17 protein-coding genes are annotated in these 15,230 nt (G+C 56.6%); 5 read left to right on the plus strand and 12 right to left on the minus strand.

All coding sequences use genetic code 11. The features are described 5' to 3' along the window. Window position 1: 1 nt before the first annotated feature. The 3 genes from P0119_06365 to P0119_06375 all read right to left on the minus strand — a co-directional run bounded on the left by P0119_06365 (window position 2) and on the right by P0119_06375 (window position 4,724). Complete coding sequence (locus tag P0119_06365) at window positions 2-2,632, minus strand: PD-(D/E)XK nuclease family protein (protein ID MDF0665685.1); 2,631 nt, start codon at window positions 2,630-2,632, stop codon at window positions 2-4. Window positions 2,633-3,159: 527 nt separating this feature from the next. Beyond that, window positions 3,160-4,140 (minus strand): relaxase/mobilization nuclease domain-containing protein, encoded by a 981-nt coding sequence (locus P0119_06370; protein MDF0665686.1) that lies wholly within the window; start codon window positions 4,138-4,140, stop codon window positions 3,160-3,162. Further along, entirely contained in the window at window positions 4,137-4,724 is a 588-nt protein-coding gene (locus P0119_06375) for a hypothetical protein (protein ID MDF0665687.1), read from the minus strand. Before P0119_06375 ends, P0119_06370 begins: the two co-directional genes overlap by 4 nt. Window positions 4,725-4,920: 196 nt before the next feature. Between P0119_06375 and P0119_06380 the strand changes: the two genes are divergently transcribed. After that, entirely contained in the window at window positions 4,921-5,922 is a 1,002-nt protein-coding gene (locus P0119_06380; protein MDF0665688.1) for a hypothetical protein, read from the plus strand. 88 nt (window positions 5,923-6,010) lie between these two features. On the opposite strand, the gene P0119_06385 is transcribed toward P0119_06380, so the two are convergent. Together P0119_06385 and P0119_06390 are read right to left on the minus strand one after the other, a co-directional pair. Further along, window positions 6,011-6,439: a hypothetical protein gene (locus P0119_06385; protein ID MDF0665689.1), complete on the minus strand. Its 429-nt coding sequence runs from the start codon at window positions 6,437-6,439 to the stop codon at window positions 6,011-6,013. A gap of 63 nt (window positions 6,440-6,502) precedes the next feature. Then, window positions 6,503-6,745, minus strand: a complete 243-nt coding sequence (locus P0119_06390) for a hypothetical protein (protein MDF0665690.1) — start codon at window positions 6,743-6,745, stop codon at window positions 6,503-6,505. A 637-nt stretch (window positions 6,746-7,382) separates the two neighbouring features. Here P0119_06390 and P0119_06395 point away from each other — a divergent pair. Next, window positions 7,383-7,589, plus strand: coding sequence for a BrnT family toxin (locus tag P0119_06395; protein ID MDF0665691.1), 207 nt, complete (start codon window positions 7,383-7,385; stop codon window positions 7,587-7,589). Window positions 7,590-7,622: 33 nt separating this feature from the next. Next, window positions 7,623-7,934: a BrnA antitoxin family protein gene (locus tag P0119_06400; GenBank protein MDF0665692.1), complete on the plus strand. Its 312-nt coding sequence runs from the start codon at window positions 7,623-7,625 to the stop codon at window positions 7,932-7,934. Window positions 7,935-8,275: 341 nt separating this feature from the next. On the opposite strand, the gene P0119_06405 is transcribed toward P0119_06400, so the two are convergent. From P0119_06405 to P0119_06415, 3 genes are read right to left on the minus strand one after another with little or no spacing between them, the layout of a single operon-like run. Beyond that, on the minus strand, window positions 8,276-8,734 hold the full coding sequence (locus P0119_06405; GenBank protein ID MDF0665693.1) for an excisionase family DNA-binding protein: 459 nt from the start codon (window positions 8,732-8,734) through the stop codon (window positions 8,276-8,278). 38 nt (window positions 8,735-8,772) lie between these two features. Then, window positions 8,773-9,108, minus strand: coding sequence for a DUF1778 domain-containing protein (locus P0119_06410; protein ID MDF0665694.1), 336 nt, complete (start codon window positions 9,106-9,108; stop codon window positions 8,773-8,775). Window positions 9,109-9,131: 23 nt separating this feature from the next. Beyond that, complete coding sequence (locus P0119_06415; protein ID MDF0665695.1) at window positions 9,132-10,208, minus strand: hypothetical protein; 1,077 nt, start codon at window positions 10,206-10,208, stop codon at window positions 9,132-9,134. A 620-nt stretch (window positions 10,209-10,828) separates the two neighbouring features. Here P0119_06415 and P0119_06420 point away from each other — a divergent pair. Continuing rightward, window positions 10,829-11,437: a type IV toxin-antitoxin system AbiEi family antitoxin domain-containing protein gene (locus P0119_06420; GenBank protein MDF0665696.1), complete on the plus strand. Its 609-nt coding sequence runs from the start codon at window positions 10,829-10,831 to the stop codon at window positions 11,435-11,437. Continuing rightward, entirely contained in the window at window positions 11,437-12,351 is a 915-nt protein-coding gene (locus tag P0119_06425; GenBank protein ID MDF0665697.1) for a nucleotidyl transferase AbiEii/AbiGii toxin family protein, read from the plus strand. The genes P0119_06420 and P0119_06425 overlap by 1 nt, the downstream gene beginning before the upstream one ends. Before the next feature lie 838 nt (window positions 12,352-13,189). Here P0119_06425 and P0119_06430 read toward each other — a convergent pair. From P0119_06430 to P0119_06445, 4 genes are all read right to left on the minus strand, one after another. Beyond that, a complete protein-coding gene (locus P0119_06430; protein MDF0665698.1) occupies window positions 13,190-13,429 on the minus strand; it encodes a hypothetical protein in 240 nt (79 codons plus the stop codon). Further along, complete coding sequence (locus P0119_06435; GenBank protein MDF0665699.1) at window positions 13,401-13,691, minus strand: BrnT family toxin; 291 nt, start codon at window positions 13,689-13,691, stop codon at window positions 13,401-13,403. The genes P0119_06430 and P0119_06435 overlap by 29 nt, the downstream gene beginning before the upstream one ends. 407 nt (window positions 13,692-14,098) lie before the next feature. Further along, the gene (locus P0119_06440; protein MDF0665700.1) at window positions 14,099-14,407 is read right to left on the minus strand and encodes a DUF1778 domain-containing protein; all 309 of its coding nucleotides are present in this window, start codon (window positions 14,405-14,407) and stop codon (window positions 14,099-14,101) included. A 439-nt stretch (window positions 14,408-14,846) separates the two neighbouring features. Continuing rightward, window positions 14,847-15,218, minus strand: coding sequence for a c-type cytochrome (locus P0119_06445; GenBank protein MDF0665701.1), 372 nt, complete (start codon window positions 15,216-15,218; stop codon window positions 14,847-14,849). Between the last annotated feature and the right edge of the window lie 12 nt (window positions 15,219-15,230).

Consider the following 15,230-nt stretch of genomic DNA (forward strand, 5'->3'; position numbering starts at 1 on the left):
GTCAGTTCTCCCACCCGACAAGCCAGCGGTACTCGTCATATTCTTCAGACAACGCTTCCGGTACGAGGGCGCCGGGAGGTGCTTCCGAATCCGGGGTCGGCTCGATGTCTTCGACGGCAATCTCGATCTTTCCTCCGTCGATTTGGGAACGGCGCCATCTCCAAGTCGCGACGAGTTGATCCCACAGTTGCTGGGTGGTTCCCGTAGAGTTTGATTGCACGGTTTGCGCTTGGGGAAAGAATGTTGCATCGGGCGCGAGGAGGCGCGACGCCTCAAGGATGAAATAGGCAACCTCCGGCCAGGTTCCTGTTTCCTGTCGCAACAGCTCTGCATACAGAGCCAACTGCAGATGCCTATTCTTAGCGAGGCGATCCTTGTGTGTGTTGGCACCTGCCCATTTCATATCGACGATGGCCTGGCCGCCCGCTTGCTTGCGCACGACGAGATCGGCTTGTCCTTCGAGGTTGCCTCCAGCAAACTTTCCGGTCAGACTGCGCTCCGATTCCACCACAACAATACCGGCGGCAGAGAATTGTCGCTGGATCTCTTCAAGCGCGCGGCCCAACGCTGCGCGAAGCCACTCTCGATCCATGCGACGGCCCGGCATCAGCAGGACAGCACCCTCCTCCGCCACGACAGACTCGAATTCCTGCAACAACCAACCTGCCAGCGCATCCCCATGAAGCTCATGCGCATTCCCGACATGAAAAAATCGGTCAACGATCCGATGCGCGAGATTACCGTAGAGCCGATTCTCATCGGTCACGGCAAGAAGGTTCGACGGATTAAGTCGAGCCGCGTACTTCAAGACCCATTGATGGGGCGCATTGAGGAACAGGTTGAGGCTCGAATAGGACTCGCTGGGCCGACGCGCAATTGCGACCTCACGAGGGAGCTGCCACCATCGCCTGCGTTGCGGGAGCGGCACATGGGCCACTTGCTGCAGGTCTTTCCCGGCATGACCATTCACCAGGACTTCGAGCGGCTCCGGCCGGAGATCGCTGATGAGCCCTTGAATTTCAAGCCAAATCGGGTGCACTTCCACACCCGGAGGAGGAAGCACAAGCACCAGCTGCTTCCGAACGCTGAGGATGGGGCGAAGCCAATCATGGCTTTGATGTGCCAGGACCTTATCAAGAGGCGGGAGTTCGACACCGGCTCGCGCGAGCATGTCCAGTTCGCGGCGACTCCAAGGATAGCGGTTAGGCAGCGAGGGTGCTCCCATCTGCCACCAAATCACCTGATCAAAGGGTTCAATCACTGCGGCAGGGTTAGATGCAGAAGGCACACATCCGACCTGAGCATGCATCGCGAAGTTCGGCGCGCCTCGGCCTGTGCAATGAGCCACCAGGGTTTCAATCGCGACCGGCTTGATGGAGGTTTCCCCCTGAGCAGCCAACGCTTCAAGCGAGGCGGCCACCGCCATGGCCTGCCTGTATCCTGTGGCATTCGCCAGACTGAGAACGGAGTCCTGATCGTACATACCAGCTTGGAAGTAGTCGCGAACCCTCCAGATGCGTTCGAGCACCGTCGCAATCGGGGCACCTTGCATAGGGCTATAGCGGGGATGTTCGATCCAGCCTGCCAAAGAATCGCGGATCTCCGCAACACGATCCGGATACTGTCTTTCGAGGTGATCGATAGTTTCCCGCCAGCGAGGTCCGCCGATTCCTGGGGTTTCTGCAATAACCTCAGCCAATCGTCTGCGGACATATCCAGGCACAGGTCCAATGGGGTGAGAGAGAAATTCCAGAAGGGCGTAGACATCAAGCGGTTCCCAGATGATGGCGAGGGCGAGAGGCAACACTTGCAGCGCAGGGACTAACGGGCTCGAATCCTGACATCCCTGCCTGGGGACGTCGGCTGCATTAAACGTAGCATCAAGTAACGAACCGTCATGCTCAGCGACAATTGCGACCTCCTGCTGATGTGCAGTAAGCAATTGTGCCACCCATCGTGCCGCAAGCAGACTGGTCTCTGCACACACCACACGCAGACTCCCATCGTCCGACCAGGCAACCTTCCCATTTGGTTTCTTGCCCTCATGGGCCACCTTGAGGACACGCTGAAGCTTCCCCAGAACGGTGTGTTCGGACGCTTGAGGTTCATAGGCTCGTGGAGATTGGACCGGCAGCTTCGCGAGGACTTCCCGCCAGCGCTTCGAAAAGGCTTCTACCGAATCGACGAGCTTGAGAGTTTCGATTCCAGATTTCTGTCCAGAAAGCGCCTCCGCCAACTGGCCCAGTCGTTCCCCTAGCGAAGGAAACACTACCTCCCGGGCAACCTTCTCCACCGCCGCTATGTCGCCGATTCGCAGTTCTGCTCCAGGTGGCGCATTGCCATTCCAGCCACCCAGATACCACTCGTCTCGCCATGACAAGAGTGAAGCGGATACTCCGATCGGATCGACAGCGAACGATGCATGATAGAAGCGCTCTGGCGTATCGCAACGCTTGAGACATTCACGATACTGGGTGATTCGTTGTGCCTGCGTGCATTCCGCACGCGGCAATCCAACCCTCGTCTCAAGGAGGTTCAACAATCCTAGGGGGCCAAGAACAGGCTCCCCCAATCGATTGGCCGGGCGCCAGCCGTGTTCACCATCCAAGTGGAGTCCGAACACGACTTTCATCAGAACAACTCAGCCATAAGAAAATGAAATCCAGATTGCCTTAACTACCGAGAGCCACTGGCGAGAAAGAACGAAAAATACTCCACTATTTGCTGCTCATCGATAATTGTGCAACGTGGCACGTTTCACCGCTCAGAATACTTCCATTCGCAAACGAAGTCACTCTCTATCCAGTTCTCCGAGTTGGACTTGCAGGAACAACAACGACACCACATCTATTCCTGTTGGCGGTTTACCGGAGCCGCGCTAGATTGCTTTCTTTACTACATGCCTCCGTTATCCCGGCATCTCCACCTGCAGGTGGGATATGTTGCCGCACCATCGGCTGCCCATACGCCAGGCAGTTTGAGCGATTTGCCAGGCAGACACTGAAGCAACCGGTCATTCCGATTTCAGTTGGGCAGTGCGATGCATCGCGATGGCCGGATTGGGTTCAAGGACTGTGACGTCCAGAGAGATGCGATAGCCGCTCACTTCAGATTGATCAAGTCCAGCCGCATGAGCGTAGCACAGGGCGGTGTATTACCTTAGGACCGGTCTCGCTCCGGCGAACGAGTCTTTAGAACGCCCCGCGACCGCTCACTCAAGTAGCGGACAAGGTCTGCGGCCAGTTGCCGATCCTCCCCACGGTCTGACCGGGCTAACGTCCGCATCACCTGCTCATAATTCCGCATGACGTCCTGGGTTCGTCCAGGTCGGCGCGTGGTGCGTTTCAGTCGCTCCAACGTCTCCCCTTTCCTACTCACCTCATGCAGGTGCCGCACCGTCCAACGTTCATGCGTCGTGCGGTGAATCCGGCTCGTAGTGGTGGCCTCGATGCCATGCTCGCGTAAGGCTTCCGCAAACCCCTCCCGCCAACGTTGCAGATCGGCCTTTCTCGGATTCAAGCGGACCCCATCGAGGCCTGCTGCTTTCACTGTAAGATGCACATGTGGATGCGGAGAGGGGTGCGGATCTGGATCGGTCTCAAACGTGTGCAGCACCATCGCGTACTGAAACCCTGAGAACTCCCGCATCGCAAAGTCACGGGCCGCGCGTTGAACAGACAACGGATCGGTGCGTGTCGGCATGGAGAGGACGAGATGAAAGGCATCGCGCATGGTCGAATTTGCCGCGATCGGCATCCCTCCATCCCGCCATTCGTCTTTCAGATCGGCCACTGCCTCCTTCCCGAGAATCACCTGACCGTCTTGATCTTCGATCTCGAGAAGCCCATCGCGCGAAATGTAGGTGAGGTTGTTCGAGATGCCCTTCATCCCTTTCGGCGCCCTGACGAGTTTCACCACGACTTGGGGTGAACGCCGAACCATCGCTTGTAATTTCCGCCGCACATAGGTCGCCCGAGCCTGTGACGTGCTAAGCCGTCCGCCGGTACTCACGCGCTTGGCGGAACTCAGACGAACACTCCTGCTGGACCTCGGTCGTGGGAGGGTCTCCGTTGAGACATTGAAGAGCCGACTCCCCCACTCATCGAGCTTCTCGTCAATCTGGTTGGTTGGCGGGGTCATTGGAGGTGCCAGCGCTCCACGGTCCCGCGTAAGACATCGGACACTTTCTTCGTATGGGCCTGGATGACGCGAGATAGTTCGGTGATGACTTCGACCCGAAAGGCGGTCCGATTCTGAGGCGCGGTATTCAAGACTTTTGCAATCTGGTTCAGGTTCCTGCCCAAAGCCAGCAGTTGTTGGTTCGAGCGGGCCAATGTCTCCAATTCCGGCTGTCCGACCTGCGGTTGCCCGGTCAACTTGGTGCGCACCATTGCCACCACCCATTTCGTCGGCACGTAACCTTCGTGACCGGCCATCTTCTTCAGGGCGGCGAGCTCTGAGGTCGTCAGGTTCAGTTCGATGCGAGCGGTCGCTCGTTCTCGCTTTGGGATGGCGCGACTCCGAGTCATCGGGGCCCGCGTCGCTCGCCGGTCCATGGCCTGCCGAAGGGCGTTCCGGAATGCATGGCTCGGAGTGATACCTTGCTGCTCACACCAGGCCTGCCATGGCGCTTTGAGTTCACCCAAATCCACCGTGACCGTGGTCGTCCGTTTCGCCCGCTGCCCCATCAGCTCACCTGCACCAGCCCAAATTGAGACACCCAACTCCCCTCACCGACCTGTGGCTGATTCCGGTCATGAGGGATCAAAGCACAATACGCACAAGAATACGATAAACCCAGAATGTAAGACAACTACGGGCAACAGCCATATCCTGAAAACCTCTTACAACCTCTTAAAATCGGTCTTACATCATACCTATGCCGACACAGACCAAGACCAGGGATCAACCGCTCACGCCGTGCGAAAGACGCCCGAAACGGGCTCGGATCAGTCGCTCAGTGGAGCCTCCGGCAAGGTGGGCTGGCTGGCATTGGGAGTCGGCTTGTCCGGTTTCCAGCAATTCGGGGTCCCCCATATGAGGCGGATTCTCTTCTTGATATCCTGGGTCACAGGGCACAGCCTGTGCGTTATTGAGGCGACTCTCATGCGCCTGAATTGGATGAATGGTCTTCTATGCCTTCTGACCATCTGCTTGATGAGCGGGCTCGTGGCCTGTGGAAGCCTGGCGAGCTGCTTCAACAGTGGGTTCGCTCCTATCGCCTGTGGCGGCGGGTATGGCGAGAGCGACGTTTCTTCTCTGCCTCAACCCACGGCCACGTCGGCGGAAGGTCGCTGGACGGGCGCGACGCCCACAGGTCGCATCGTCACTGGGCTGGTCCTCGATGACGGCTCGTATTGGGTGTTCTATACGGCACGAGGTAATCCCAACTTCCTGGCTGGGCTGGTTCAGGGAACTGGCACCTCCCACTCCAGCTCTTTCGGTTCCTCGAACACGAGAGATTTCAATGTGGAAGGCGGAGGTATTCGCGCGGCGACGATGCGTGGCACCTATGTGCCGAACAAGAGCTTTCACGGGACGATCACCTACTTCAACGGCGACACAGAGAACTTTACGAGGACGTACGATGGGGACTCTGAGTTGGCTCCGAATCTGAATCTGGTGGCCGGGACCTATGCTGGGCTCCGCACCGACAATCACACGGTGACAGTGACCGTAGATTCAGCTGGCACACTGTCAGGTCATTCATCCGACGGCTGCACCGTTGCTGGAACCTTGTCTCCTCGTGCAACGGGCAATGTGTTTCATGCCTCGGTTACATTCGGAGGTAGCGCCTGTCGCGATGGAACCGAGACAGTCAGGGGAGTGGCCTTTTACGATGCCGCGACCGACCGGCTTTACGGTGCCGCTCTCAACAGGGCCAGGACCAATAGCTTTATCTTTTTCGGCACGAAGCGGTAAGCCTCACCGGTTCCATGTTCTGTAAGAGCTTCCTTTTTGACGAGAGCATGATCGCAACACATCATGCCCTCTGAATGGATCGAGGAGACTACGGAGATAAGATCTCTCGAACCGCAGTGGGGGCAAAGAAGCCCTGATCTCGGAGCGTGGCAAGCCAGGCCCAGGCAAACTCCTTCAAGTCCTGCTTCAGCGCGGGCACGACGTGCGTACGCCTGCCCGCCTCGTCATACCGATAGACGTCTTGAACGATCCCCAGGTAGTCGTTCCTATACCACACCGGTTCGGCTACCGCGCCGTCGGGTAAGTTGTGATACAGGAACACCATGTCGGGATCGCGCATCAGATCGCCGTTCTGTTCCCCGTAATGGCACAGCGACACCAGCCGGTGTCCGTCTTCACTGGATCCAATCTCCTCGACAGACAGCGGCAAATAGCCAGGGACCGTGATACGCACCGCACGTGCGCCGTTGAGCAAGCAATTCAAATCCGTGGCAAAGGCTCGATACAGTTTCATCATCGTGTTCCTTTCTTGGCGTGCAGGAAGCCCCCGACCGGAGGGCCGGAGGCTTCCACACTGCGGTCAGCGACCTGACCGATCAGTAACCCAGAGTTTCGCCTGTTGGGCGACCGCGACAAGCGCGTCAAGGTCCGCCAGGCCGAAAGATTCGGAATTCTTCCAAACTCCATCTCGGTCCTTGTACGAGCGGGCGACGGTTACGTTGTAGAACGAACCGTTCATGCCCTCGTTCTTCCAGATGCTCGCCTTGATGCTGCTGCATCGAAGCGTGGTGACCGGCTTGGGTTTCTTGTCTTGAGGTGCCATGGTGTGTCTCCTTTGGTTAGAGTTGATGTGTTGGCCTCTCACGAGGAGGGGGAGGCCACACAGCGACGACAAAGGAGACAGAGAGGACGCCGCCACCTGGCGGGCCGGCGGGCGCGATGCGGAGGAATGCCCGCGAAAGACGACGCGGGTTCTCGCGGCGTGCGGGCATGATCGACGCAGCCCGCCGGGGGAAAGCCAGGGCGAAGGCCGGATGCGCACAGGCACCGAGACTACCAGCCGGGCCACACGCACCGAGAGCACGGCATGATCAGAAGGAAGATATGAGGCGAGAAGGTCCTCTTCAGATAGACCGAAGAGACCAAGCCCGTTCGCCAAAGTGGAAGAAGATCAACGAGTCGGCTTCGAGACGGTCTTGTGAGCTTGACGCGGCTGTCGGCTAGCAGGCGATTGAGCACATCTCACGGGAGTCGATGAACGCCGTGGCATGCTGGACGGCCCGAGTCGGCGAAAGGCGAAATGTTCCGTGATCAAGCGGGAACTCTGGAGCCTACGGACACATGTCGTCGCACACGATCCCTCGCCACCTAGCATGACCGGTGCTCCGCCCCTACCGAAGTCTTCGCAACCGCTCGCATGGTTGACTTGCATAGCACGACAAAAGTAGTTACACTCTCTCGTGCGTTATGAATGGGACGAAGCCAAGAACCGCAGCAATCGTGCCAAGCACGGCTTGGACTTTGCCGATGCCGAACAGGTCTTCGCCGGCCGCTGCGTCAGCTTTATCGATGACCGTTTCGACTATGGAGAGAAACGGCTGGTTACTCTCGGAATGCTCGCGGGGCGTGTCGTGGTGATGGCTCAGCCCCGCGCAAGCACGAGGTGACGCGCATGATCTCCATGAGAAAGGCGAACCGAGGTGAGTAGAAAATCTATCAAAAGCGACGTGGCGAGACTTGACCGACTAAAGGATCGGGACATCAACTATTCGGAGATTCCACCGCTGGATCCTTCGTTTTTCAAGAAGGCGACCCAGGCCTGGCCACCGGCGAAGCAACAAGTCACGGTGCGCCTGGACGTCGATGTGCTCAACTGGCTCAAACTGCACGGGAAGGGCTATCAGACTCGACTGAACCGCATTTTGCGCGCAGCCATGGAGCACCAGACTCAGCACCAGCAACACATGCCGAAAAATCGTACACGATCGCGTCGGCGCCCCCATGCGGCGTAACGAAGGGGGATCTCGCCCTCATCCGCGCAACAGCCATCCGGTGCCGAATCAAGCTGTGACTTGATGACACTCGTATCGGCCTCCGATCAGTTCCGTTCTGCTCCTCGACCAGCACTGTAGAACCGTCGCGTGCACGTTCATCCATGAGGTCACTCGTGCGACCGAGCTGCACAGCAGTGAGGTCTGGTCGATCCTGAAGTACCGCCCATATCCACTCGTCATGAATGCGTGAGGACCATTTGGCTCGAAACAGATCCGTGAGAGCCAGTTCGAGGAGCAAATCACGGAGCGAGCAGGATACAGGACGCAGGCATCGTAGAGCTTGGTGAAGGTGGCCACATTCAATAGCCCATCTTCAGTGCTTGCGCATCTTGGGTCAATTGATCGAGGGTCGCACGGCGGTCCGCGTCGAGCTGATGCTTATAGCGCATGAGATCTGTGAAGAAAATGCGTCGATGGGTGCCAACCTTGCGGTAGGGGACTCTCTGTTCGTCTAATAGATTTACGAGGAACGGACCGGAGACGTTCAGCACGTCAGCAGCCTCTTGGGTCGTGAGTTCGGCACGGACCGGAATAAGTGTGACGGCATTGCCATCCGACATTTCCTCAAGGATCGTGAACAGGAGTCGCACAGCGGAAGGAGGCAACAATAGACGTTCAGTGGGGTTCCGCTTCTGAATAATCTGAACGTAGAGATCCATGGATTGGTCTTGATGCGATGCCAGGACCTGTCGCGCTTTCTTCGCGAGCGCGATGTCCTCGGCGGTCGGTTCAATCGGTTCTCTGGTCGAAGTGGTCATGGATTCGTTCGTCTCTTCTCATCCCAAAATCGCTGCAGTCAACTGCCTTCCGGTAGTGGCGTTTTGCGATCGGCTCCTCGTGCCAGGCCGAGACGCTTATTTCGCTTTCGATACGAGGCAAGAGCCTTCCTGAGCCGGGCGTTTGGAGGAGGTGGCTTTTCGAGCAACTTTAGCAGCGTGAGGCTGTCCCGCTCCGACAACGTGATGCGTTCAGCTTTTTCGATCACACTCTCAGCTTCGCGCAAGGCCGATCGCAGCACAAAATCCGTCAGCTCCGTGTATCTCAACGCCGCCGCCCGCAGGAGCATGGCCTTCTGCTCCGTCCGCACCCGGAGATTGATCCGCTTATTACACTCTACAGCAACTCGAAGCATGACTTCTCTTCTGTTGTGGCGGATCACAACAACTCGTTGAGTGCGCCGTCGGCGATGATGATCTTGTTCTTCTTGCGGAATGGGGCGACCTTGGGATCAAAGTTGGTACAGATATCCAGGCAGACGGATTCTAAGTAGACATCGAGCGCCTGGCATTCACGGTTGATGACCACATCGAGTTCTGCACGATCGGCAACGAGAGGACGGCAGTCGCGCATGAAATGCCGGAATCGCACGGCTTGTAAGGCGGTCTTGTCGCTAAAGATGAACGTCATGTGTGGGTCGTTGTGACGGCTGAGATCCTCCATGTAGACAGCCTTCCGAGCCTCACCGTTAAATTCAGTGCAGAGGGCATCGTAGCGTTGTGACAGGTAGTCCCAGAACCTCCGTAGCAATTCCTCGGCCTGCACTTCCTTTCCATCCGCATCGATCCGCTGGCTAAAGATCGTCCCCTTGCCCTCACGCTTGCCGTGATCCTTGGCATTCACGTAGCGGTGTGGAATGAGCGTGGACACCTTCTCCTGTCCGAACTCCTTGATGCGGCTGTAGACGTAGCCAGCCGCCATGCAGAGCGAGGCGTAGTGAAAGACACCATCGATAAACACGCGGGCCCAGGCATAGTAGAGTGCGCCACGGTACGGTTTGACGACGTACTCCGGGGTCTGCTCCTTGCGCGCCTGTTCTTGAAAACAGTGGTCGTCGTAGTCGTACGCGTAGAGCGTGTCGAAATCGAGCAGGGTCTTGTCCTTGTCCAGATATTCATTCAGGAAGAAGTAATCCTCGCCCACCCCAGTGGCGGGCAACAGTACTCGATTGAACACCAGATGCTCTTGATCGCCGAACTGGTCGCTGATCCGTGAAAGGTCTTCATCTGTTTTTGCGTGGAGACCAAACAGCGCCTTGACCAACTCCTGACGGAGACGGAACGCGTCCTGTTCCGGCATGCTGACACGGTAGCGTTCCTGCGCCTCAATGGACCAGGCGAAGTATTCCGGGTTCACTCGCATGAGGGCTTGGCGGAGCGCGGGGTCGAGCGCACCAAACCCAGTGGTCGGTGGATGAATATCATGACTTGTTCTGGCTGGCCGTTGGTTCTCCATACGGGTTTGATATACCACACATGTGTGTCAGGCATTCAAGTGCGGGAGTCTACGAGAAGATGATGAGCGAGATCATGGCCCTCGTGAAGAATGCAGGCTACGTCAAGAACGCCGTTCTCACGGCAGCGAGAGAGCAGGAAAGGGCACGGTGATACGCGTCTGTACTCCCGATCAGTTCTGTTCTGCTCCTCGATCTTCAGTGAAAAGCCAACGCGAGCCTGAACGGACTCAGACATCGGACTCGCGTGGCGACCTCTTTCTAACACATTGTTGCGCCCCTCACCTACCCCGGGGCGCAACTGAATCTCCCTGTTTGTGGCCACGTGCGGCTGCAGGCGTGACATCGTTCGCGATGGCGCGGTTGCCACGGGCGTGCCACACCCCTTAATGGGCGACGGCTGATCTCTTGGCACCGTCGAGTCGCATTGTGCGACACGACGGTGCCGGCCCCCCTGGCACGGCGTCTCTGGACGCGGTGCCTCAGAGACCTGACTGGCAAAGTCTCCGCCCAGAGAGGCCTTCTGGGCAATTCCTCCAGACCCGAACTGGCCGGGAGTGGTCTATGTATGGATAAAACCGTTTGCATTTAATTGTAAGTGCATGCATATTTATCCATACCTATGAAGCACGTTGAGCTGAATCGCCGAGCTGAAGCTGTGTTCCGCCGCCATCGAGGCGTGCTACGGACTTCTCATGCCCTGAAGCTTGGGATCCATCCACGCATTCTCTACCGCCTTCGTGACGCCGGACGACTTGTTGCAGTGACACGGGGAGTCTATCGGCTGGCCGACCTCCCTGAGCCGAGCCATCCGGATCTTCTTGTCGTGGCACGCCGAGTCCCGCAGGCCGTGATGTGTCTCATCTCGGCACTCTCCTTCCATGGCCTCACCACCCAAATCCCGCACGAGGTCCAGATTGCGTTGCCTCGTCGGACCCGGTATCCACGGCTCGACCATCCTCCGCTTCGCGTCTTTCTGATGACGGGTGCTGCGTACACTGAAGGGGTCGAAACGCATTCTATCGAGGGAATTCCGCTTCGCGTCTATGACCCAGCAAAGACGGTGGTGGACTGCTTCAAGTTTCGGAACAAAATCGGCATTGATGTGGCCGTTGAGGCACTGCGACTGGCCCGTGAGCGGAAACGCGTGACGCCCCGTGCGCTGCTTCAGTATGCGCGCCTCTGCCGAGTGGAACGTGTGATGCGTCCGTATCTGGAGGCACTCACATAATGGCCGGTCATCCATCCAATCTGCCGGCATCGATTCATCAGCGGCTGCTCAACCACGCGAAACAGCAAGGCCGGCCTCTTCAAGAGCTGCTCCAGTATTTTGCCATTGAACGATTCCTGTTCCGTCTCAGTCAATCGCCGCATGCCACCCGATTTTATCTCAAGGGGGCGCTCATGCTTCGGCTCTGGGATGCACCCCTGTCGCGTCCAACGATCGATGTGGATCTGATGGGGCGACAGATCTTGTCCCAGGATGAGCTGGAGCAGGTCATCAAGGACATCTGTGTGCACGCGGTGCCGGATGACGGCTGCCGCTTCGAGGCAGCCACCGTGCGAGCCCAGCCCATTCGGCTTGAAGATCAGTATGGGGGCATCCGTGTCGCATTCATGTCCCATATTGGGAAGATGCGGCTCAACATGCAGGTGGATGTCGGATTTGGTGACGTCATCGTTCCAGGACCGATTCCGATTGATTTCCCGGTACTCCTGGATTTTCAGGCCCCTCATCTTCTGGCGTACTCCCCTGAGAGTGCGATCGCGGAAAAATTTCAGGCGATGGTGCTGCTGGATTCAGCGAATAGCCGAATGAAGGATTTTTATGACATTTGGCTGCTTGCCAGCGGTCATCCATTTGAGGGCTCTGTTGTGAGCCACGCACTCCAGGCCACGTTTACGCGGCGACAGACCCCTTTCCCATTGGACATTCCCACTGCACTGACGGACCTTTTTGTGAAGGATCGCCTCAAACAGACACAGTGGAATGCCTTTGTCCGGAAAGGCCATTTTGCTGCTGAGCAGATGTCACTCAGTGCAGTTGTGGAGTTACTGCGAGACTTCCTGATGCCTCCCATGCGAGCCGTGGCCAACAGCGAGCGCTTTGACCGCCATTGGCCAGCCGGCGGGCCTTGGACGTGACATCCTGACTCAGAGTTCGGCCCCCAATTCAGAGCAGATCATTGAGACGGGGCCTGTTTAGAGAACGGACAGTGATACGTTGTGCACGTCAATTGGAATGCCGTTGCCCGAGTTCGCGTCATAATCACAGACTTCCAAAAGATGTCGTCCTGGTCGAATTCCAAGTCATGAAGATTGTCCTCCACGTTCCCCACTGAAAAGCCAAGCCGATCATGAATGGCCTCACACAACGGATTTGCGAACTGACCTCTTCGTTAACACATTGTTGCGCCCCTCACCTACACCGGGGCGCAACAGAATCTCCCTGTCTGTGGCAAAGCACGGCTGCAAGCGTGACACCGCCTCGGTGGCGCGGTTGCTTAGGGCGTGCCACACCCCTTAATGGGCGACGGCCGTTCTCTTGGCACGGTCGAGTCGCCTTTCGCGACACGACGGTGCCAAACTCCGCCTGGCACGGCGTCTCCGGACGCGGTGCCTCAGATGCGTGACTGCCGAAGTTACTCACCCAGCGGAGGTCAGTGCCCTCTCTGCAGACACCCGTTCGACACTTTGCTTTTGGATCCTTCGGGATGATTTTCTGGAATTGTTCTTTGCGGTGAGTATGAGCTGACAGCGGGTGTCTAAAGAGCCGTGTCGTCTTTACAGCAATGCGTTAGATCCCTCCACTGACAGATGTGTATGCCGGATGCTGCTCCGTAGCGTGCCTTTGGCGAGTGCGGTGTGATGAGAACGGGTGAGTTGATGACTCAAGAAGGCAGAGCATGGGAGGTCTGCTCAAAAGACCTGCCTCTCAGACGGTTGGGGATATGGGGCATATCTCACGCCTACTGCGGGTCTCTTACACCGCCACGTCGTATTGTTTAGCGTACGCATCGATGAGACCCCGTAACATGCGTTGATAGGGGACACGTGCACGCTTGGCTTGCTTCTTGAAAAACGCCAGACTGCTCTGCGTCAACTCCAGCGTGACTTTTGTGGTCGGCTCACGTTTGACTAAGGCCGACGGTGGCGGCAGAAAATCCGTGACACGTTCCCCCATGGCCAACCGCTCATCGGTGTATCTGATTTTCTTGCTCATAGCGTTTCCTCCCTTGCCTCCAGTAGCCTGCTCCATAAATGCGGATCCGCTTTTTCCTATACGAAAATCGTACCGTTAGCACATTGCCCTCGACCACTCCAAGACAGAAGAACCGCTTCTCCCCTTTTTCATGATCGAGATCTCGGATAACGATGCGTCTGGGATCATCAAAGGCGTTTTGCGCGTCTTCAAACGACACACCATGCTTCTTTTGGTTGAGGAGATCTTTTCCGTCATCCCATTCAAAGGTGGGCTTTGGCATTTCATACTACCATATAATTGTATGGGACCATACAACACTGACGCTCTCCTTGTAAACGAGGCATTGTTTCGTGATGCCGTTCAGTTAAACCTACTGCAGCAGAAAAGTTTATAGATGATCTGATTGAACAAGAACACCTTGTTATATGAGAACAATAATAAACCGAGACGAGTTGAAGGCTGAACCGCTCCTGACTATCGAGTGAGGAGATTCAGGAGACAATCCTAGGAGCGTCTTTCAGAAGTATGCAGAGATGCAACGGGTCGCTTGGCGAAGGAAGGAAGGAAATCCACATGCGCGTAAAAGCTTCTCGCCGCCTCGTCTTTGGCAAGGACCATTGAGTTTGTCCAGACCACAATCGAACGGTTCAATGGCATAATGCCGCCGAAGTTTTTCGATCGGCCGGGTCAACGCTTCTTTGCCGTTGCAGAAGAAGTATCAGCGTCAAAGAATCCCGGCTCGGTCAAGAGACGCTGTATACGGGGGTTGTGCCGAGTTGGAGCATCCAGGGCGGCTTGAAACTCAACCCACTTGGACTGACTCAAGACGAACATGCGACGATCAGCCAGCATTTCATCCGCACGAGACAAGGCACTGTCCCGGACAAACTCACTCACGGAACGATTGGACATGGAGGCAGCGGCTTCCAAGGTCCGCTCATCTGCAGAACTCAATCGAAGATCCAGCTTTTCCCTACGAACTGACCGGACCGGCATTTTCATACCTCTACTTGAAGGTGAGCCTAGCCCAAGTAACAGATCTTGCCAATACATGGTCATAACAAATTAGGTATTGAGTTTCGTGTTACATAGGAACACTAAGATGATTGGAAACAAGCAAAATGGAGGTGCCAGTAGTGGCACCTGCTTCTGTAACTCATTGATTTTTCATGACATGAAATGTCACTTTTTGCACTGCGTTTTCGTCTTATCTATTTGATCTTGCTCACTTTCTTCTAATCCTGAAAAGGCTGGTGTCGACAGTTCGATTCTGTCCCTCGGCACCACATTCCGGTCCAACTTCTACTGTTTGATTGATGATGTCAGCAGTACCGGCAACGTCCTCCGGATCAACCCGCGGCAAAGAGTAGCCATGAGACCTGTGCTTGGCTATGACAGCGGCTGAAACGTGGTGCGAGTAGCGGGCTGGATCTCTCTACTTTGCCAACGTCCGGATATAGGCCAGTACGGCGCGACTGTCCCGTTCCGACAAGCGAACTTTCCATGAAGGCATGTTGGGCTTTCCTTCGTGGATGGTTTGAAGCAGGGCTGCATCCGACTTTGTCTTCGTCGCCGGCTTTGTAAGATTGGCCGGTTCAGGACCGAGCAGGACATACCCATCCCCTTTTCCTGCTGTCCCATGACATCCTGCGCAATGCTGGGCAAAAATTCTTTTCCCTTTGGTCTGGTCAACACTCGATGAATCGGCTGCTTTCGGCGAAGCGATCGCGAGCTGACTTCCCGCTACGATCGCCGCCAGCCCCATGACCATCTTGATGAATATCTTGCCCATCTCTAGGCGATTCATTTTGGGACGGTT

The sequence above is a fragment of the Nitrospira sp. genome, assembly GCA_029194665.1.
In the GTDB taxonomy this organism is placed as follows: domain Bacteria; phylum Nitrospirota; class Nitrospiria; order Nitrospirales; family Nitrospiraceae; genus Nitrospira_D.

Coding starts and splice junctions, on each gene's coding strand:
- P0119_06365 (MDF0665685.1), bottom strand. CDS start 2,632: ATGAAAGTCGTGTTCGGACTCCACTTGGATGGTGAACACGGCTGGCGC.
- P0119_06390 (MDF0665690.1), bottom strand. CDS start 6,745: ATGGCACCTCAAGACAAGAAACCCAAGCCGGTCACCACGCTTCGATGC.
- P0119_06405 (MDF0665693.1), bottom strand. CDS start 8,734: ATGACCACTTCGACCAGAGAACCGATTGAACCGACCGCCGAGGACATC.
- P0119_06440 (MDF0665700.1), bottom strand. CDS start 14,407: ATGCCGGTCCGGTCAGTTCGTAGGGAAAAGCTGGATCTTCGATTGAGT.
- P0119_06445 (MDF0665701.1), bottom strand. CDS start 15,218: ATGAATCGCCTAGAGATGGGCAAGATATTCATCAAGATGGTCATGGGG.
- P0119_06370 (MDF0665686.1), bottom strand. CDS start 4,140: ATGACCCCGCCAACCAACCAGATTGACGAGAAGCTCGATGAGTGGGGG.
- P0119_06410 (MDF0665694.1), bottom strand. CDS start 9,108: ATGCTTCGAGTTGCTGTAGAGTGTAATAAGCGGATCAATCTCCGGGTG.
- P0119_06420 (MDF0665696.1), top strand. CDS start 10,829: ATGAAGCACGTTGAGCTGAATCGCCGAGCTGAAGCTGTGTTCCGCCGC.
- P0119_06425 (MDF0665697.1), top strand. CDS start 11,437: ATGGCCGGTCATCCATCCAATCTGCCGGCATCGATTCATCAGCGGCTG.
- P0119_06430 (MDF0665698.1), bottom strand. CDS start 13,429: ATGAGCAAGAAAATCAGATACACCGATGAGCGGTTGGCCATGGGGGAA.
- P0119_06385 (MDF0665689.1), bottom strand. CDS start 6,439: ATGATGAAACTGTATCGAGCCTTTGCCACGGATTTGAATTGCTTGCTC.
- P0119_06415 (MDF0665695.1), bottom strand. CDS start 10,208: ATGGAGAACCAACGGCCAGCCAGAACAAGTCATGATATTCATCCACCG.
- P0119_06435 (MDF0665699.1), bottom strand. CDS start 13,691: ATGCCAAAGCCCACCTTTGAATGGGATGACGGAAAAGATCTCCTCAAC.